This is a genomic window from Caballeronia sp. GACF4 (genome assembly GCF_023631025.1).
Classification (GTDB): Bacteria; Pseudomonadota; Gammaproteobacteria; order Burkholderiales; family Burkholderiaceae; genus Caballeronia.
On sequence record NZ_JALQDW010000018.1, the window covers coordinates 295293 to 313408 of the forward strand.

16 protein-coding genes are annotated in these 18116 nt (G+C 63.4%); 12 read left to right on the top strand and 4 right to left on the bottom strand.

The features are described 5' to 3' along the window. Positions 1-75: 75 nt before the first annotated feature. From NCR40_RS16415 to NCR40_RS16430, 4 genes are read left to right on the top strand one after another with little or no spacing between them, the layout of a single operon-like run. Positions 76-1152, top strand: a complete 1077-nt coding sequence (locus NCR40_RS16415; protein ID WP_250509983.1) for an ABC transporter ATP-binding protein — start codon at positions 76-78, stop codon at positions 1150-1152. Then, positions 1149-2015: an ABC transporter permease gene (locus NCR40_RS16420; protein ID WP_244828314.1), complete on the top strand. Its 867-nt coding sequence runs from the start codon at positions 1149-1151 to the stop codon at positions 2013-2015. Before NCR40_RS16415 ends, NCR40_RS16420 begins: the two co-directional genes overlap by 4 nt. Then, a complete protein-coding gene (locus NCR40_RS16425) occupies positions 2015-2929 on the top strand; it encodes an ABC transporter permease (RefSeq protein WP_250466862.1) in 915 nt (304 codons plus the stop codon). Before NCR40_RS16420 ends, NCR40_RS16425 begins: the two co-directional genes overlap by 1 nt. Continuing rightward, on the top strand, positions 2929-3864 hold the full coding sequence (locus NCR40_RS16430) for an aldose epimerase family protein (RefSeq protein ID WP_250510288.1): 936 nt from the start codon (positions 2929-2931) through the stop codon (positions 3862-3864). The genes NCR40_RS16425 and NCR40_RS16430 overlap by 1 nt, the downstream gene beginning before the upstream one ends. Before the next feature lie 104 nt (positions 3865-3968). On the opposite strand, the gene NCR40_RS16435 is transcribed toward NCR40_RS16430, so the two are convergent. After that, complete coding sequence (locus NCR40_RS16435) at positions 3969-4421, bottom strand: response regulator (protein ID WP_244828312.1); 453 nt, start codon at positions 4419-4421, stop codon at positions 3969-3971. Between the two features lie 195 nt (positions 4422-4616). Here NCR40_RS16435 and NCR40_RS16440 point away from each other — a divergent pair, with 195 nt between their 5' ends. Beyond that, positions 4617-5312, top strand: coding sequence for a response regulator transcription factor (locus NCR40_RS16440; protein ID WP_284503325.1), 696 nt, complete (start codon positions 4617-4619; stop codon positions 5310-5312). 229 nt (positions 5313-5541) lie between these two features. Next, positions 5542-6030 (top strand): hypothetical protein, encoded by a 489-nt coding sequence (locus NCR40_RS16445; protein WP_250466863.1) that lies wholly within the window; start codon positions 5542-5544, stop codon positions 6028-6030. A 15-nt stretch (positions 6031-6045) separates the two neighbouring features. Here NCR40_RS16445 and NCR40_RS16450 read toward each other — a convergent pair whose 3' ends face one another. Continuing rightward, the gene (locus tag NCR40_RS16450) at positions 6046-6306 is read right to left on the bottom strand and encodes a hypothetical protein (RefSeq protein ID WP_250466865.1); all 261 of its coding nucleotides are present in this window, start codon (positions 6304-6306) and stop codon (positions 6046-6048) included. A gap of 499 nt (positions 6307-6805) precedes the next feature. On the opposite strand from NCR40_RS16450, the gene mprF reads away from it, so the two are divergent. From mprF to NCR40_RS16465, 3 genes are all read left to right on the top strand, one after another. Continuing rightward, entirely contained in the window at positions 6806-9403 is a 2598-nt protein-coding gene (gene mprF, locus NCR40_RS16455) for a bifunctional lysylphosphatidylglycerol flippase/synthetase MprF (RefSeq protein WP_250509984.1), read from the top strand. Then, positions 9400-10698 (top strand): virulence factor family protein, encoded by a 1299-nt coding sequence (locus tag NCR40_RS16460; RefSeq protein WP_250466868.1) that lies wholly within the window; start codon positions 9400-9402, stop codon positions 10696-10698. Before mprF ends, NCR40_RS16460 begins: the two co-directional genes overlap by 4 nt. Positions 10699-10925: 227 nt before the next feature. Then, positions 10926-11309 (top strand): VOC family protein, encoded by a 384-nt coding sequence (locus tag NCR40_RS16465; protein ID WP_250509985.1) that lies wholly within the window; start codon positions 10926-10928, stop codon positions 11307-11309. On the opposite strand, the gene NCR40_RS16470 is transcribed toward NCR40_RS16465, so the two are convergent. Beyond that, on the bottom strand, positions 11302-11811 hold the full coding sequence (locus NCR40_RS16470) for a DUF1993 domain-containing protein (RefSeq protein WP_250509986.1): 510 nt from the start codon (positions 11809-11811) through the stop codon (positions 11302-11304). The genes NCR40_RS16465 and NCR40_RS16470 overlap by 8 nt on opposite strands. Before the next feature lie 250 nt (positions 11812-12061). Next, entirely contained in the window at positions 12062-12232 is a 171-nt protein-coding gene (locus NCR40_RS16475; RefSeq protein ID WP_250509987.1) for an oxidoreductase-like domain-containing protein, read from the bottom strand. A 190-nt stretch (positions 12233-12422) separates the two neighbouring features. Between NCR40_RS16475 and NCR40_RS16480 the strand changes: the two genes are divergently transcribed. The 3 genes from NCR40_RS16480 to NCR40_RS16490 all read left to right on the top strand — a co-directional run bounded on the left by NCR40_RS16480 (position 12423) and on the right by NCR40_RS16490 (position 18014). Further along, a complete protein-coding gene (locus NCR40_RS16480; protein ID WP_250509988.1) occupies positions 12423-15152 on the top strand; it encodes a penicillin acylase family protein in 2730 nt (909 codons plus the stop codon). A gap of 110 nt (positions 15153-15262) precedes the next feature. Further along, a complete protein-coding gene (locus NCR40_RS16485) occupies positions 15263-16732 on the top strand; it encodes a M20 family metallopeptidase (RefSeq protein ID WP_250509989.1) in 1470 nt (489 codons plus the stop codon). 184 nt (positions 16733-16916) lie between these two features. Then, positions 16917-18014, top strand: coding sequence for a malate/lactate/ureidoglycolate dehydrogenase (locus NCR40_RS16490; RefSeq protein ID WP_250509990.1), 1098 nt, complete (start codon positions 16917-16919; stop codon positions 18012-18014). Positions 18015-18116: the final 102 nt, after the last annotated feature.

Here is an 18116-nt window from a genome sequence, read left to right on the forward strand (position 1 = left end):
GGCATCGATACCGCGTCATTGATAAAGCGGCGGCGCTCCTCATCGGACGCCGCCGCTTCGCACAAGGGTTTCGCCATGAAGCATGATTTTGAGCAGTTGCGTCTCGACTCGGTCTCGCGCAGTTTCACCAATGCGGAAGGGCAGCAGCTCGCCGCGCTGAAAGGACTCGACCTGAACATCCAGCGCGGCGAGTTCATCGCGCTGCTCGGGCCTTCGGGTTGCGGCAAGTCGACGGCGCTGAACTGCATCGCCGGTTTGCAGCCTTTGACGGGCGGCGGCATCTGGCTGGACGACAAGCGTATCGACGTGTTGCCGCCCGAGAAGCGCGGCTTCGGCATGGTGTTTCAGAACTACGCGCTGTTTCCGCATATGTCGGTGCTGGATAACGTCGGCTTCGGCCTGAAGATGCGCGGCGTCGCGAAGGCGGAAGCCACCAAGCGCGCCAAGGCCGCATTGAATCTCGTGCAATTGATCGGGCACGACGCAAAGTTGCCCGGCCAGTTGTCAGGCGGCCAGCAGCAGCGCGTGGCGATTGCGCGCGCAATCGTGATCGAGCCGCCGCTCGTCCTGATGGACGAGCCCTTGTCCAATCTCGACACCAAGTTGCGGATCGAGATGCGCGCGGAAATCCGCCGCATTCACGGCAAGCTCGAACGTGCCACCATCTACGTGACGCACGATCAGGACGAAGCGCTGTCGATGGCCGACCGCATCGTCGTGATGAAAGAGGGGTCGGTGCAGCAAGTGGCCGCGCCGAAGGAAGTCTATTCGCGGCCGAAGAACCTGCATGTCGCGCGCTTCATGGGCTTTCGCAATGTCGTGCCGTTCACGCTCGAAGGCACGCAGGGCGAATCCGTCGCGGTCATCGCGAACGGCGTGCGTTTGCTCGGCATGCCGATGGAAGGCTTCGACAGCAAGAACGTCAGCGTCGCGCTGCGGCCCGAAGACATGGAACGCGCCGCGCCCGGCGAGCCGAACGCGTTCGACGCGCTCGTCGAGATCGTCGAATACGGCGGCCGCGATTCGCTCGTCATCGTGAACACGGCGTTCGGCAAGCTGTGGGCGCGCATTGCGGGCGAGTACAGCGAAGGCGAGCGCATCACGTTGCGCGTTGCGCCTTCGAAGACGCTCGTGTACGGAGAAGACAAATGATCGCCACGCTTCCCGTCCAGCGCGATCCGAAGGGCTGGCTCGTCGCGCCGGCGCTGATTTTCATCGTCGCGCTCTTCATCTATCCGTTCGCCTACGGTCTCATGCTGTCGTTCAATCCGATGAACGGCGGCAGCGCGTGGGCCAACTACATCACGTTTTTCACCGATACGTCGATGTGGCCGACGATCATCGTGACGCTCAAGCTCGCGGTGCCGGCGACGCTCATCAACGTCGGCGTCTCGGTGCCGGTCGCATTTGCGTTGCGGCGCTCGTCGCCGTATCAGAAATTCGCGACCACGCTGCTCGTCATTCCGGTGACGCTCGGCACCGTGCTGATCGCGGATGGCATGCTGACGTACTTCAGCCCGAACGGCTGGTTCCCGCAAGCCGTGCAGGCGTTGCATCTTTATGGCGATGAAGTCCGGCTCACGCATAACTACTGGGGCGTGCTGATTTCGCTCATCGTGTCGGGCTTTCCGTTTGCGTTTTTGCTGACGCTTTCGTATGTGACGGGCATCGACCCGACGCTTGCGCGCGCGGCCGCCACGCTCGGCGCAAGTCCGTGGCAACAGTTCCGGCAGATCTACTTTCCGCTGTTGCTTCCCGGTCTCACGATGACCGCGTGCCTCTCGTTCGTGCAGGCGTTCTCGGTGTTTCCGTCGGCGGTGCTGCTCGGCGCGCCCGCGGGTCCCACGCGCGTGATCTCGATCGCCGCATCCGAAGCTGCGTTCGAGACTTACGATTACTCGCTGGCATCGACCATCGCCCTCGTCATGGGCTTCGTGCAGTTGCTCGTGGTGGGCGGCATGCTCGGCGCGCGGCGCTTCTTCTATACCGGTCCTGTAACCGGAGGGAAGGGATAATGGCTACCGACAATCGCGCGGCCCAGAACTGGCCGGCCGCCACCCTCGGCGAAGGATCGAAGCCAGGCAAGAACATGAAACAACGCGCTAGCTTGCCCGACCGGTTGTGGAAAGCCCTCGTCTGGGCGACGATGGGTTTCTTCCTCTTGAACGTGCTGCTGCTGATTGCGACCGTCGCGGTGAATTCGGTCGCGACGCGCTGGTTCGGCACGCTCTTGCCGCAAGGTTTCACGCTGCACTGGTACGCGCAGGCGTGGAGCGACTTTCAATTGTCGAGTGTGCTGCTCGTCACGATGGAAGTGGTGGGCGCGGTCGTGCTGCTGTCCATCGTGCTGGGTGTGCCCGCTGCGTATGCGCTTGCGCGAGTGCAGTTTCCCGGCAAGCGCTTTGCCATGCTCGTGTTTCTGCTGCCGCTGATGGTGCCGCCCGTCACCTACGGCATTCCGATGGCCACCGTGATGTACAAGTTCCATCTCGCCGGCACGCTCACGGGCGTGATCCTCGCGAATCTGGTGCCCGCGCTGCCGTTCGTGATTCTGGTAATGACGCCGTTCATCGAGCAGATCGATCCGAATCTGGAATCGGCGGCGCGCATCTTCGGGGCGAACACGACGCGTTACTTCCGCTATGTTTTGCTGCCGCTGCTCGTGCCGGGCATGCTCGCGGCCGGTTTGCTCGTGCTCGTGCGCACCATCGGCATGTTCGAGCTGACGTTCTTCACGGCGGGACCGACCACGCAGACGCTCGTCGTCGCGCTCTACTACGCGGTGTTTTCGACAGGCGTGCGAGCGCCGCAATCCATCGACGCCATGGCGATGATCTACATGGCGATCACGCTGATCTGGGTGCTGATTGCGCTGCAGTTCGTGAGTCCGACGCAACTGGTTTCGCGCGTGAAGGAGCAGCGGCAGTGATGGGACCGCGTGATGTCGTGGCGCTCGCGGCCGAGCCGCGTCTGACGATTGCGAGTGGGCCGCATGTCATCGAAGTGGCGCCGTCGGCGGGCGGGCGCATCACGCGCTTCGCCACCGGATTCGCCGGCGGTCTGCAAGACTGGCTCGTGCCGATCACGCTTTCAGGCTGGCCCGCCGATACCTGGCCGAAAGGCGGCAGCTATCCGCTCGTGCCGTTTTCGAATCGCGTGCGCGATGCGCGCTTTCCGGCACCGGATGGCGAGCGTGTCGAGTTGTCGACGTTTCCGGGCATGGCGCACGCGCTGCATGGCTTCGGGCAATACGCGGCGTGGCAGGTCGAGCGCCATGACGCGGATTGCATCGTGATGCGTTATGTGCATCGCGAGGACGATCATGGCTGGCCGTGGCCGTTCGAAGCGGAGCAGGTTATCCAGGCGAACGCCGAGGGTGCGCGGCTGTCGATGCGCGTGTTGAACCGTTCCGCGCGGCCGATGCCGGTCGGCATGGGCTTTCATCCGTATTTCGCGGCGCAGGAAGCCGAACTGGATGCGAATGTCGACTGGCGGCATGAAAGCGAGATCGCAGTCGAGCCATCGGGGGAAGCGCCGGCGCGCCGGCATCGACGAGAAGAGGAAGGGTACACGCGCTATCTGAGCGGATGGAGCGGCCGCGCGACGCTAAATTTCGCCGACGGCCGCACGCTTTCGCTCGACGCCGGCGACACGCTCGATCACGTCGTCGTGCACTGCCCGGCCGGTGCGGGCTATCTGTGCGTCGAGCCCGTGTCGCACGTGAGCGATGGTTTCAATCTCGACGCACGGGGCTTGCGCGGGACGGGCGTCGCCGTCATTGCGCCAGGTAGTGAAAAAGCGGTGTCGCTCGTGATGGCAACCGGCGTGAGCCGGGACGAACGCCCGGCCGGCGCCGGCGCCTGACGCGCGCCGCCACGGCGTGCCGCATGCGCGATGCATTGGCCGGCAACATGCCCCCGGCTAAAAGGCAAGCATCCCTGTTCATGCGGCACCTCCCGTTTCGAGCGTCAGCGTGTGGCCGGCGCGGAGAAAAATGCCTCGACCATTTCGACGATGCGCCACGTCGAACACGGTCTGCGGCAATGCGCGTCGAAGCCGGCTTCCTTCAGCGTCTGCACCGGATCGGCGGGTAAAACGTTGCTGAGGGCGACGAGCAGACGCCCGGTGACATCGACATCCATGCGCAGCGTGCGGATAAAGACGTAGCCGGACTCACTGTCCAGACTCGTATCGACGATAAGCGCCTGCGGCTTCCAGCTATTCACGAGCGCGCGCACTGACTTGAGATCCTGCGACAGAATGACCTGCAGGCCCTTCAGGCGAAGCTGTACGGCGAGCGATTCACCGATCGATTTATCCTTATGAGCCACCAGCACGCGCCGAGGCGCATCGCCCGTGTGAGCCCGCTTCATTCGCCACAACGCGAACTCCCGTTCGTTGTTGGCTTGACTGCTTGACATCTCATCCTCCCGGTCTTGGTTGATCTCTTGGTTGATTCGATGCCGAGCATTTTTGACCGGCCGTGCTTTGTCCAACACCCGGCACGGGTAGGGGGTTCAGGGGATTTTGGGAGACTGCCGAATGTATCCCTGCGAAGGGAGGGTGGAAGTCAATCAGCGAACGCGTAATATCGGAACCGTTCTCGGAGCTTTGCAATGGAAAACGGTTATTTCAAAAATGTATTGCTGGTAGAGGACGAAGGGCTGACCAGGAGCGCGATGAAAAGTCTCATCCTGGCGAACGAGCCTTTGCTTGAAATCGACGAAGCGGACGGTTTCGAGCAGGCTAAGGCCAAGTTGTCGGCCAACTCGTATGACCTGATGTTTCTCGACTACCACTTGCGCGGTCAGACCACGGGTATGGATTTGCTCAACTGGATCCGCGAGGAAGATCGCGAAATTCAGACGGTCATGCTTTCAGCCCAGGACGACCGCGATACGGTGCTCGAGTGCATCAAGAACGGCGCGTGCGGATTCATTTCCAAGGGTAGCGAACAGGGCGCTGGCGTGTTCCGCGAGGCGCTCAAGACTATCCTGAACGGCCGCGTCTATCTGCCGAACACGGTACTCGGCAAGGGCGGTCATAGTCCGCGTCCGGTCACGCCTCACGCTGGGATTACCGTCGAATCGCTGGACTTGCCGCCACGGCTTACCGAAACCTTGCGGTATCTTCTGCAGGGCTTATCGAATAAGGCGATTGCGCGGAAGATGAATATCAGCGAAAACACGGCGAAAGAGTATTCCAGCGACTTGCTGGCGCGCTTTCACGTCACGCGGCGCACGTTCCTCATCGTGGAAATGGCGCGGCGAGGAATTGAGATGCCGATGAGCAATACGTCGTCGGCTTCCTGAGGCGGTTCTCTGCCAATGCTGCGCGGGCGCACCGAGAGGGCGTCCGCGTCGTCGTTTGGGTTTGGGAAAATCCGTCGCAAAAGCGCCGCGTCCCCATTTCTCAAAATTCGGACGAATCCGACGACGGTGTTAAGGTAGAGCCCGTTTATTTCAAGACGGGAATCTGCAGGTGAATAGCGGTTCGAGATTCAGCACACTCCGGCGCGGCGGCGCAGCTTACGCGGTAGCGATGGCGCTGACCTTGGCACTTGGCGCTTGCGCGCCCCTTCCGCAACAGGCCGATGCCGATGCGGCCGCCGCGGCATCTGCCGCGTCCGCGGCTCAGGCAGCACAGGCGGCGCGTGCTGCCGCCAAGCCCGTGGCACCGTCCCCGCCGGGCGAGCAGCGTATCGTGATCGGCGGCACTAGCGGGTTCCACACGACCGTGAAGACCACGCCGCCCTCGCAAGTCTGCGATACCGACGCTTTCGCCGACGGCGTGCGCTACGGCTACGCGCTCACCTGGAATCGGCTCATCGCTGAGGCGGCGCGCAGCGGTGGCCGCGTCGACAAGCGCAAATTCGATGCATCCGCCGTGCACTCGCAGGACGACCAGTACAAGATCCAGTGGGACGGCAAGGAGCGTACTAACGCGTGCGCGTCGGATGGCTATCTGATTGGACGCATCGTCGGCACGCACCTCGCAGGCTTGAATCTGCGCGACGGCAAGCCGTCTTGAACGCCTTCTAGTTGCTTAGTCGCAAAGGTGGGCCGCAGTCACATAGCGGCTCGCGACCGCGATATCCCCGTAAATCGTGTAGCCGGTGCCGCCCGCGGATTGTTGCGCGACGGCCAGCACGGTCGATGCACCGCCTTTTCCCGCCACCGAAACCGCTTCGGTATCCGCGCTCAGCGAGTATTCGCGTACGCGCCCGCCAATCGGCATCCACCTGGCCTTGGCGCATTCCACGAAGTCGTAGGGCGCGCGCTGCGAGGTGCCGGAACCAATCGGCACGGTCTTGATGAGGGCGTCGTCCGTGCTTGCGCAGGATGCAAGGACGAGAGCAAAACACGTTGCTGCACAGGTTGTGACAATTTTTCTCATAATTCCGATGACTTTCTCTGCAGTATCCGCTTAATCTGCGCCCCGTGCGCCGAAACTGGCGTGCCGATGCGGTGGCCGTCGATCGTAACCGCAAGGCTGACGAACCGTAAACCCGCCAGTTCTTGCTATTCGAGCATGGTCGGCCGCTTGCGAAACCGCTCCAGCTCACGATTTCCACGTTCTTACCCGTGGTTGTCCCAATATTAGTCAAGTTGGGTCAACCGTCGCCGTTATACAGGCGTTTCTCGCTCTGAAGCCTTTTGTATGGCGCGAGCACGGGCGGCAAGTGTAGACGAGCCGAACGAGCGCTGCGACCGCGCAAGGTTGCGCGGTTCCCGATAACGATGATCAGCGCTCGCGCCGGGCAGTATCCCTGCCCACGCGAGCGCGGGCAAGTTCCAAAGAACGCATGTCTCGCAGAAAGTTGTTCTCCCGGCTTCGCGCCACGTCGATGCCCGCTCGTTTCAGCGGCATCGTTTCCGATCCTCAGCGGCTCGCCGCGCCTGCGCTCACGGTAATCGTCGGCGTGTTGCTGCTCGTGGTCTTCGAGCATCTTTCGCGCGCGGTCAATTATCAGTCGGTGATGCACGCGCTGCGAGCGACGACGCCGCAGGCGTGGCTCGCGGCGCTTTGCGCGACCGCGCTCAGTTTCGCCGCGCTCGTGGGACGCGACGCCGTCGGTTTGCGGCACATTGGCGTGAGCGTGCCGCGTTCGCTTCTGTGGGTCGGCGCGACGGTGGGATCGGCGCTCGGCAACGTGACCGGCTTCGGCGCGCTGACGGGCGGCGCCGTGCGCTGCCGCGTGTACGGCGCGGCCGACGTCACGCCGGCTCAGGTTGGCCGCCTTTCCGTCTTCACGGGCGTCACGCTCGCTTTGTCGCTCGCCTTCATGGCTGCGGCCGGCATGCTGTTCTCGGCGGGCACGCTTGCCGGCATGATGCATCTTTCGCCGACGATCCTGCAGATCATCGGCGCCGCGCTGCTCGCCGTGTTCGTCGCGATGCTCGTCTTTTGCGGCCGCGCGCCGCGCACCTTGCAGTCGCGCTGGAAGTGGCTCGCGTTCACGGTGCCGTCGCGCCGCGATTTCTTGGCGCAAACGGCGCTTGCCGTCGTCGATGTGTTCGGCGCCGGTCTCGCACTGTGGGCGCTGTTGCCGGGCGCGCAGGTCGGCTTCGGCGAATTCATGACGGTGTTTTCGGCGGCCATGTTGCTCGGCATGATCGGTCATACGCCGGGCGGCGTGGGCGTGTTCGAAGCGGCGATGGTCTTCGCGCTCGGCAGCAGCGCCCGGACGCCGGACGTGCTCGCCGCGCTGCTCGCGTATCGTGCGATCTATTTCGGCCTGCCGCTGATCCTCTCCGCCGGTGTGATGACCGCGTTCGAAGGCCGCGCGCTCAAGGGCCGCTTCGGCTTCCTGCGGCCGAGCCGCGTTTCGCAACTCGCGCCGCTGTTTCTGTCGATCGTGACCTTCGCGGCTGGCTCCATGCTCGTCATCTCCGGCGCCACGCCCGCCTTCAAGATCCGCATTGCGTTCTTGCAGACCGTGCTGCCGCTGTGGGTGCTGGAGAGCTCGCAGCTGCTCGGCAGCGTGCTCGGCGTGCTCCTGTTGTTCGTCGCGCGCGGCCTGATGCGCCGTCTCGATGCGGCGTGGTGGCTCGCGCTCATGCTCGCGGTGGCGAATCTGGCGCTGTCCCTCGCGAAGGGTCTCGCGTTCGTCGAGGCAGGCGTGCTCGCGGTCCTGATCCTCCTGCTCGTCGCGACGCGCGAGCGGTTCAACCGCCGCTCGTCGCTGTTCGCCGAGCGCTTCACGGCGACTTGGCTGTTTTCTATCGGCATGGTGATCGCAGTTGCCGTGTGGATCATGTTCTTCGCTTTCCGCGACGTCGCCTACAACACCGATCTCTGGTGGCAGTTCGCTTTCGACGACCGCGCGCCTCGCGCCTTGCGTGCAACGCTCGCGGCGGGCGTGTTCGCGTCGGCGTTCGCGGTGTGGCAACTGCTGCGTCCGGCGGCAGGCCGTTTCGAGAAACCCGCGCCGCAAGATCTCGCCGATGCCGCGCGCATCTTCCGCGCGCAGGAGCGCAGCGACGCCGGTCTCGCGATGATGGGCGACAAGAGCTTCCTCTTCTCCGAGTCGCGCCAGGCTTTCCTGATGTACGCGAAACATGGCCGCACGTGGGCCGCGCTGCACGACCCGGTCGGGCCGCGCCACGAGTGGGCCGCGTTGATCCGTCAATTCGTCGCGCTCGCGCATTCGCACAACGGCCGCGCGGCGTTCTACCAGGTGCGCGCCGATGCCTTGCCGCTCTATCTCGACGCCGGCCTCACGCTGATGAAGCTCGGCGAGGAAGCGCACGTCGCGTTGTCGGAATTCGATCTGAAGGGCTCGCATCGGTCGCATCTGCGCTATGCGTTGAAGCGCGGCGAACGTGATGGCTTCGATACCGAAGTGATCGATCCGTCGCGTGTCGCCGAATGCATGCCGATGCTGCGCACCATCTCCGACGACTGGCTCGACAGCCGTTCCGCGCGCGAAAAAAGCTTCTCGGTGGCGGCGTTCAACGAGGATTATCTGGCGGCGCAGTCCGTGTTGCTCGTGCGTCAGCAGGGCGCGCCGGTCGCCTTCGTCACCTTCATGACGACGGACATGAACACCGAAGCGACCGTCGGCGTGATGCGCCATGTCGCCGAGGCTTCGCCGTACGCGATGGAATATCTCTTCACCAAGCTCGCGCTGCATTTGAAGGAAGCGGGCTTCAAGTCGCTGTCGCTCGGTATCGCGCCGCTGTCGGGGATGGAGCCGACGCCGCTGGCATCGCACTGGCATCGGCTGGCGGGCCTTGTGTGGCGTTTCGGCGGGCGCTTCTACAACTTCCGCGGTCTGCGCGGATTCAAAAGCAAGTTCCAGCCGCGCTGGGAACCGCGTTACCTCGCGGCGTCCGGTTCGGTTGGCGTATTTTTCACTTTGGCGGACCTCTCGCTTCTGGCGGGAGGCTGGCGTTCATGATTTTGAATAGCAAGAAACTGATTGCGGCGGCGCTTGCCGGCATGTCGATGCTGGGCGCGGCTCACGCGGCATCCACGATTTCGGGTGGCACTTATGGCCAGGTCACGCTCACCAAGCCTTCGGGCGACATGACCGGCTTCGTCGTCTTGTTCTCCGAGAAAAGCGGCTGGAATGCGAGCGATCAGCAAGCCGCCGATGCGCTCGCCGCGAAAGGCGCGATGGTCGTCGGCGTCGATACGCCGCGCTACGCCGCCCGCCTGACCGCGGAAAAAGAGAAGTGCCACAACCTCGTCGGCGACGCCGAGAGCATGAGCCATCAGCTCGAACGCACGGTGCAGGCGAGCCACTATTACTCGCCTATTTTCGCGGGCACGGGCCAAGGCGCGATTCTCGCCGAGCAGGCGCTCAAGCAGGCGCCGGACAATACGGTTGCGGGCGCGATATCGCTTGCGCCGGATACTCAACTCGACGCGCGCTTTAATCCGTGTCCGCCCGACCCGACCATCATCCACGCGAAGGGTTTGCCGGGCTTCATGGCGCGCGATGCGGTGCAGCCGGGCCGCGGCAAATCCGATGCGATCGTCGCGATGGCGGCGCCGCATCTGAAGAAGGCGGAGGTCGCGGGCGAGCATGACGTGTCCGATCTGCCGCTCATCGAGTTGCGCGCCGCGCAGCCGACGGATCTGCTTGCCATCGTCATTTCCGGCGATGGCGGCTGGCGCGATCTCGACAAGACGATGGCGCTTGCGCTACAGCGCGATGGCGTGTCGGTGATCGGCATCGATTCGCTGCGCTATTTCTGGAGCGAGAAGTCGCCGCAGCAAACGGCGGCGGATATCGCGCGCGTGGTTCGCACTTACAACGCGCGCTGGCATACGAGCCATGTGGCGCTGGTTGGCTATTCGTTCGGCGCGGACGTCATGCCGTTTGCCTACAACCGTTTGCCGGACGACGTACGCGATCAGGTTTCGTATGTCTCGCTGATGGGTTTTTCGCCGTCGGCGGATTTTCAGATTCGCGTGACGGGTTGGCTCGGCATGCCGGCAAGCGACAAGGCGCTCAAGGTACGGCCCGAACTCAACAAGCTGCCGCCGGCGCTCGTGCAATGTATCTACGGCGAGAAGGAGGAAGATACGCTGTGTCCGTCGCTGACGAAGACGGGGATCGAGGTGGTGAAGCTGCCAGGCGATCATCATTTCGGCGGCGACTACGATGCCTTGGCGCGGCGCATTCTCGCGGGATGGCGCAAGCAGATCGCGGCGCGAGGAGAGCAGGCGCAGACGGCTTCGCGGTAGGCGGGTCGTTCGAGTTTGGTTTGAAAAGCCGAAGCGCGATGGGTCGCGTTTCGGCTTTTTTGCGTTTGCGGACTGCGCTCTTGATTAATGCGGGCGCTTCGTTCGAGTTCGTTCGTTGGTGCGGTTCGAGAGTCAGGGCGCAAGGCAAGCGCCAGTTTCCCGAGCGCCGTCGTTCACGAGTCAGCGTCATCGTCTACCATGACCGGACCCTAAACACGGAGTCCGGCATGTCTCTCATCGATCATCTCGACCATCTCGTCCTCACCTGCGTCGACGTGGAGGCGACCAAACGCTTTTATGTCGATGTGCTGCAGATGAAGCTCGAAAGCTTCGGCGCGGACCGTCTCGCGTTTCACTTCGGCAATCAGAAAATCAATCTGCACGTGCGCGGTTCCGAATTCGAACCGAAGGCGCATCTGCCGGTGCCGGGCGCGCTCGATCTGTGCTTCATCGCCGCCGTGCCGCTCGACCGGGTGATCGAACGGCTCGCGCAGATGAACGTGCCGATCATCGAAGGTCCGGTCGAACGAACCGGCGCGACGCAAAGATTGCGCTCGGTCTATGTGCGCGATCCGGACTACAACCTGATCGAGATTTCCGAACTCATTTGAGCGGACCGAGATAGTCCAGCTTGCCGATAGGCGCGCCGAGGTGACGCAGGATGTCGTGCGTCGTCACGACATGGAAGTAGAAATTCGGCAGGCCGAAGCCGAAGAGATAATCGACGCCCGAAAACGATGGTTCGAAGTTGGGAAACTTCATCGTGACGTTGCGCGTTTCGCTGTCGGCCAGTGTCTCTTGCTGGATGCTCTTCAGAAACACGATGGTCTTCGCGATGCGCTCTTGCAAAGCGGCAAAGCTGTCTTCGTTGTCTTCGAAACGCGGAGCTTCCGCGCCTGAAAGACGCGCGGCGGAAAGTTTGGCCGTATCGCTTGCGCGCTGAATCTGCGCGGCGAGCGGCAGCATGTCGGGGGCGAGACGCGCGTTGATTACATCGGCGTGGGTGAGGCCTTTTTCATCGGCGAAGGCGGCGCCTTTTCCTAGCAGGCTGGCGCAGACTTCGAGTCCGCGAATGAACACGGGAATCGACGCGCGATACATCGAGAGTGACATGGGAGAGCGCTCCTTTTTTGGTTTGTGATGCGGGTGGGGCTAGGGTAGGCGTTTTCGAGTTGCCTCAATCATGGCCGCCGCGCCGAGTATGTCGGCGGGGCATAAGCATAGCGCTGTGAGGTGCGGGCTGCTGAAGTGAATCGGCGAGCCGGCTTGGTGCGTCGCGTTGCGGACATGAAAGCTCGAACGGCTGGCTGCGACGCTTTCCATGAACGGCGATTCGGCGTGCCACGCCGCGAGAACCGCATTCTCACCCAGACGCCTCACCATGTCTCGCGTTCCACTCCCGAAGTCGTTCTTCGTAACGCTCCAGCGCTTCTTCATAAAGATCGAACACGCAAGGATGGCAGCCGCTTTGGCAGCAGTCTTCCGGCAATGGACGTTCGGGGGGCGCAGGGCGCGGGTCGTCGGTAGGGGGCATCTCTCGCTGTGGGGAATCTCATCGGGTCATTGTGCATTGCATGTTGCATGCAACATGCCGCATGCAAAATGCTTCGTCACCCAGGAGCGCACGGTCGTCTAAATTTTGGCGGCGGCCTGCGAACGCCGAATGCGATACTTTCGCGCGAGGCATTCTACAAACCGCGTCGATCGGACACAGGATTCTCCCGATGAACCAGACCGTCAGGCATGCGATTTCTGGTGCGCTTCTAAGCGTGTTGCTGGCCGCCTGCAGCGCGCCTCAGTCCGATGCGGGGCGAGCGCAAACCGCGCAATCGACGCAAGCCGGAAACACAGCGTATAGCGCGGAGATCCGCCGCACGGAGTCGGGCATCCCGCACGTACGCGCGGCGGATTGGGGCAGTCTCGGCTTCGGTTTCGGCTACGCGCAAGCCGAAGACAACCTGTGCACGCTCGCCGATGCCTTCGTCACCTATCGCGGCGAGCGCTCGGCCTCGTTCGGCGCGGATGCGCGTCCGCCATCGATGTCGACGTTCGGTCAGCCGCGCAACCTCGATGCCGACTTCTTCTTCCGCATGGTTATCGATCAGGCCGCCGTCGAACGCTATCGCGCGGCGCAAGCCGTCGACCTGCGCGATCTGATCGATGGCTTCGCCTCCGGTTACAACCGCTATCTCGCAGATTTAAACGCGGGCAATTTTCCGAAGTTGCATGCTGCATGCAAAGGCAAGCCGTGGGTCGACAAAATCACATCGGACGATATTTACCGTCGGCTGATCGCGGCGAATCTCGCGGGCGGATCGACGCGCTTCGTGCAGGCGATTGCGGCGGCGCAACCCCCGAAAGCAGGAGCGACGCCGCGCGGGGAGACAACGCCGGACGCGGCGCCGGCGACAAGCAGTACATCGGCTGGTCCGCTGGATAAAAGCGGCGGGCGAATCGCGCCAACGCCATCTCCGGTGAACAAGGGCGCTCTGCTTGCTGCCGCCAGTTCGCGAATATTGCCGCGCTATCTCAGCGGCGAAGATCCAGGCATGAGCAATGACGCAGCATCCGGCACTCCGCTTCATGCCATGAAATCGCACGATTTTTCGGGCTATTCCGCCGGTGACAATCCCGGCCTCGGCAATCAAGCACCCGCATTCGGCACTCCGTTCCACGCCGACAACCCGCTCGATGCCCTGCGCTATCCCATCGGCGAAAACCCCGGCATCGGCAGCAACGCACTCGCATTCGGCGCGCCGGTAACGCGCGACCAACGCAGCATCCTCTTCGGCAATCCGCACTGGTTCTGGCGCGGCCCGGACCGCTTCTATCAGGCGCAACTGACCATCCCCGGACGCGTGAATGTGGCCGGCGTGTCGTTTCTCGGCGTGCCGCTCATCGTGCTCGGCTTCAACGAGAACATCGCGTGGACGCATACCGTATCGAGCGCGCGCCGCTTCGGCATCTTCCAGTTGACGCTCGATCCCGCCGATCCCACGCATTACATGTTCGATGGTCGAAGCCAGCCGATGACGCCCGTGCCGCTCACCGTCCGCGCGCTTCGCGCCGATGGCACGATCGAATCCGTCACGCGCACGCTGTATCGAACGCGCTTCGGTCCGGTGATGGACCTGTCCGCGCTCTCGCCGGCACTTGGATGGAACACGCAGCGGGCCTATGCGCTCGCCGATGTCAACGCCGACAACGCGCGCGCCTTCCAGAACTTCTTCGCGTGGAACCAGGCGCGCTCGCTCGACGATTTCATAGCGATCCAGAAACGCTATGCGGCGATGCCGTGGGCCAACACACTCGCGATCGGCCGCAACGACGCACGCGTCTGGTTCGCCGACATCGGCGCGATCCCCGACGTGCCCGACGCGCTCGCCGATGCATGCACGCCGCCCGCCGGCCGCGCGCTCGCGAGCCGTATGCCGGGCGTGCCGTTCCTCGACGGTTCGAAGAGCACCTGCGCGTGGCGCGCGGATGGATCGAGCGTGCAGCAGGGCGCGCTGCCGGTCGCGCAAATGGCGAGCGTCGTGCGCGGCGATTACGTCGGCAACTTCAACGACAGCTACTGGCTCACCAACGCGAACGCGCCGCTCACGGGCCTTGCGCGCGTGGCCGGAGCGACGCGTTACGAGCAGTCGCTGCGCACGCGTTACGGCCATCTGCTCGCGGCGCGGCTGCAGCGCGAGCCGGGCGGCATCACGCGAGACGCGCTGGAAACCGCGGTGCTGGCTACCGGCTCGATGTCGGAGAGACTGTATCGCCAACCGCTGCTCGATGCCGTGTGCAACGGCAACGACGCGCAATACGCTTTGCATGATGCATGCGAAGTGCTGCGCAGCTGGAACGGTTCATCGGATATCGATGCACGCGGCGCGAACCTCTGGGACGAGTTCTGGCAACGCGTGACGCGCCTCGCGCCCGAGCGCCTCTACGCGACGCCCTTCAGCCCCGACAAGCCGCTCGATACGCCGAGCGGCTTCAACATCGACAATCCAGCCGTCGTACAGGATCTGCGACAGGCGCTCGGCGGCGCGGCGCTCGCGCTCCGGCTGAACGGTTTCGCGCTCGATTCGCGGCGCGGCGACATTTTGTATACCACGCGCGCGGGCGAACGCGTGCCACTCTACGGCGGTTGCGACGAAGCGGGCTACTTTACGGTAGTATGCGCGCGGCGTCCGCTGGACGCGAAGGGGTATCCGATGGACGCGAACGGTCAGGGCGACAGCTACGTACAAGTCGTCTCGTTCGCGGCCGATGGCCCGGGCGGCGTGGAGGCCGACACGCTGCTGTCGCATTCCGAGTCCGACGATCCCGCTTCGCCGCACTCGGCCGATGCCACGCGTCTTTTCTCGGCAAAACAGTGGGCGCGCTTTCCGTTCACCGATCAGGCGATCGAAGCCGATCCAGCCGTTTCGCGCACCGTGATCACGGGAACGCGCTATTGATCATACATATTGAAAAAAATTGCATGTTTGCCGCACGATCAAAGGCATGGGCGCAAAAGGGCCGCGAAACCCGTCTATGATGAAGGTTTTGCCCGCCTGGACACACGCTCATGACTAACGGCGACAATACGCAACACGAAGAAGCGGTACGGCTCGATTCGACGGAACTGCAGCGTTTCGTCGACCAGAAATGGAACGATGAGATCGTGCCCGCGCTGACCGACTACATCGCGGTGCCCGCGAAAAGCCCGATGTTCGACGCGCACTGGGCGCGGAACGGTTTCATCGAACGGGTAGTGACGGACGCGGTGGACTGGGTGAAGGCGCAGCGCGTCACGGGCCTGAAAGTCGAGATCGTGCGTCTGCCTGAACGCACGCCCGTGATCTTCTTCGAAGCGCCCGCAACGCGTTCGGGCAGCACCGAAACCGTCGTGCTGTATGGCCACCTTGACAAGCAGCCTGAATTCGAAGGCTGGCGCAATGATCTCGGCCCGTGGACGCCGAAGTTCGAGGACGGCCGGCTCTACGGCCGGGGCGGTGCGGACGACGGCTACGCGACCTACGCCAGCATCACGGCGCTCGCCGCGCTCGACGCTCAAGGCGTGGAGCGGCCGCGCTGCGTCGGCATCATCGAGACGTGCGAGGAATCGGGCAGCTACGACTTGCTGCCGTATATCAACGCGCTCCGCGAACGCCTGGGCGATGTCGGCCTCGTGATCTGCCTGGACTCCGGCGCGGGCAACTACGACCAGTTGTGGCTCACGACTTCGCTGCGCGGTCTAGTCTCGGGCGACCTCGAAATCCAGGTGCTCGAAGAAGGCCTGCATTCGGGCGGCTATGGCGGCATCGCGCCATCGACCTTTCGCATCATGCGGCAACTGTTCGAGCGGCTCGAAGACGCGGCCACCGGCAACCTGCTCCCGAAGGACTTTCATTGCTCGATTCCCGCGCAACGTCTGCGCGAGGCTGAAGCGACCGCCCGCATTCTCGGCGACGATGTCTGGAAGAAACTGCCGTGGAGTTGTGGCCAGGACGGCGGCAGTGTGTTGCCGACCACTACCGACCCACAAGAAGCGCTCATCAATTCGACGTGGCGTCCGTCGCTGACGGTCACGGGGGCCGCCGGCCTGCCGTCACTCGCCGACGCCGGCAACGTGCTCGCGCCGCGCACCGCGTTCAAGCTGTCGCTGCGCCTGCCGCCGCTTGTCGAAGCCGCCGAAGCGGTCGGTCAGTTGAAGTCGCTGCTGGAACTCGATCCGCCTTACAACGCCAAGGTCACGTTCAAGGCTGAAGCCGGCGCGGCAACTGGCTGGAGCGCGCCCGAGCTTGCGCCCTGGCTGGGGACGTCGTTGAACGATGCATCGCGTCGCTACTTTGGCGCGGATGTCGCATACATGGGGCAGGGCGGCACCATTCCGCTCATGAACACGTTGAAGGAAGGCTTTCCGCGCTCGCAGTTCATGGTGTGCGGCGTGCTGGGCCCGAAGTCCAACGCGCACGGGCCGAACGAATTCCTGCACGTGCCCTACGCAAGGAAACTGACGGCGGCGGTGGCGGAAGTGATCGCTGCTGCGCCCTGATTCAACGCGTCTTCCGGAATCAGAGATCGCCCGCTTCGCGCGGGCTTTTTTTCGGGCCTTTTCAGCGAATTCTTCAAAACGAACTGGTAAGGCCAGTTGATCATGGGTAAAGTAATAGGCCCTCGCCCGTCGTGCGGCATTGCGGCCGGGCCATGCACTTCACATACAGGAGACAGACATCGCGATGAACGATACCCAAAAATCCCCCGAACTGCGCATCGCCGCCGATACCCTTCACGCCTATGTGCGCGCCATCTGGGAAAGCGCCGGCAGCGCGCCGCGCGAGGCCGAACTGGTGGCGGACCATCTCGTGATGTCGAATCTCTCGGGGCATGATTCGCATGGCGTCGGCATGATTCCGCGCTATACGTCCTCCCTCGCGGATGGCCAACTCAAGCTCAACACGCATGCTGAAATCGTTCGCGATGCGGGCGCCGTCATCACCGTCGATGGTCGCAAGGGCTTCGGTCAAGTGGTTGCCTACGAGGCGATGGAATTCGGCATCGAGCGCGCGAAGAAGTTCGGCGTGTGCGCGGTCGGCTTGCGCAACGCGCATCACATCGGCCGGATCGGACACTGGGCGGAGCAATGCGCGAAGGCGGGGCTCGTGTCGTTTCACTTCGTGAACGTAGCGGGCGATCCGCTGGTGGCGCCGTTTGGCGGTATCGACCGGCGCTTCGGCACGAACCCTTTCTGCGCGGCGTATCCGCGTAAGGGCAAGAAGCCGCTGGTGCTGGATTTCGCGACGGCGGGCATTGCTTACGGCAAGACGCGCGTGGCCTACAACAAGGGCGTGCAGGTCGCGCCGGGCATGCTGCTCGACCACGCAGGCGTGCCGACGCTCGAACCGAAAGTGATGCATGAAGAGCCGTTCGGCTCGCTAACCGCATTCGGTCTGCACAAGGGCTCGGGGCTTGCCGCGCTCTGCGAGATTTTCGGCGGCGCGCTTTCGGGCGGATATACCACGCATGAGAGCACGCTGGAGAAGTCGAGCGCGATCATCAATTGCATGACTTCGGTGATTCTAGACCCGAACGCGTTCGATGCCCCGGCCGCAGAGGCCGAAGCGGAAGCGTTCCTCGAATGGATGAAGGCTTCGCCGAAAGCCGCTGGCACCGATGCGATTCACGCGCCCGGCGAACCGGAGGAAGCGCGCCGCGCCGAGCGCAATTCGAACGGCGTGCCGGTCGACCCGACTACGTGGCGGCAGATTCGCGAATCGGCTGTGAAGTCGGGGATGGCGGAGATGGAAATCGAGAAGTTCACGGGCGCGTTGAAGTAACGTGAAACCAAAGGGCAAATTGGTCAAGCCAGTTTGCCCTTCGCGCTTTGTTTTGCTCGATGGCAGAGTGCCTCTGGCCTCAGTCGCGGAATAACGGCGCGA

Bases quoted from the DNA above. Each gene is read 5' to 3' on its own strand.
- NCR40_RS16415 (WP_250509983.1), top strand. From the start codon at position 76: ATGAAGCATGATTTTGAGCAGTTGCGTCTCGACTCGGTCTCGCGCAGT.
- NCR40_RS16420 (WP_244828314.1), top strand. From the start codon at position 1,149: ATGATCGCCACGCTTCCCGTCCAGCGCGATCCGAAGGGCTGGCTCGTC.
- NCR40_RS16425 (WP_250466862.1), top strand. From the start codon at position 2,015: ATGGCTACCGACAATCGCGCGGCCCAGAACTGGCCGGCCGCCACCCTC.
- NCR40_RS16430 (WP_250510288.1), top strand. From the start codon at position 2,929: ATGGGACCGCGTGATGTCGTGGCGCTCGCGGCCGAGCCGCGTCTGACG.
- NCR40_RS16435 (WP_244828312.1), bottom strand. From the start codon at position 4,421: ATGTCAAGCAGTCAAGCCAACAACGAACGGGAGTTCGCGTTGTGGCGA.
- NCR40_RS16440 (WP_284503325.1), top strand. From the start codon at position 4,617: ATGGAAAACGGTTATTTCAAAAATGTATTGCTGGTAGAGGACGAAGGG.
- NCR40_RS16445 (WP_250466863.1), top strand. From the start codon at position 5,542: ATGGCGCTGACCTTGGCACTTGGCGCTTGCGCGCCCCTTCCGCAACAG.
- mprF (WP_250509984.1), top strand. From the start codon at position 6,806: ATGTCTCGCAGAAAGTTGTTCTCCCGGCTTCGCGCCACGTCGATGCCC.
- NCR40_RS16460 (WP_250466868.1), top strand. From the start codon at position 9,400: ATGATTTTGAATAGCAAGAAACTGATTGCGGCGGCGCTTGCCGGCATG.
- NCR40_RS16465 (WP_250509985.1), top strand. From the start codon at position 10,926: ATGTCTCTCATCGATCATCTCGACCATCTCGTCCTCACCTGCGTCGAC.
- NCR40_RS16470 (WP_250509986.1), bottom strand. From the start codon at position 11,811: ATGTCACTCTCGATGTATCGCGCGTCGATTCCCGTGTTCATTCGCGGA.
- NCR40_RS16475 (WP_250509987.1), bottom strand. From the start codon at position 12,232: ATGCCCCCTACCGACGACCCGCGCCCTGCGCCCCCCGAACGTCCATTG.
- NCR40_RS16480 (WP_250509988.1), top strand. From the start codon at position 12,423: ATGAACCAGACCGTCAGGCATGCGATTTCTGGTGCGCTTCTAAGCGTG.
- NCR40_RS16485 (WP_250509989.1), top strand. From the start codon at position 15,263: ATGACTAACGGCGACAATACGCAACACGAAGAAGCGGTACGGCTCGAT.
- NCR40_RS16490 (WP_250509990.1), top strand. From the start codon at position 16,917: ATGAACGATACCCAAAAATCCCCCGAACTGCGCATCGCCGCCGATACC.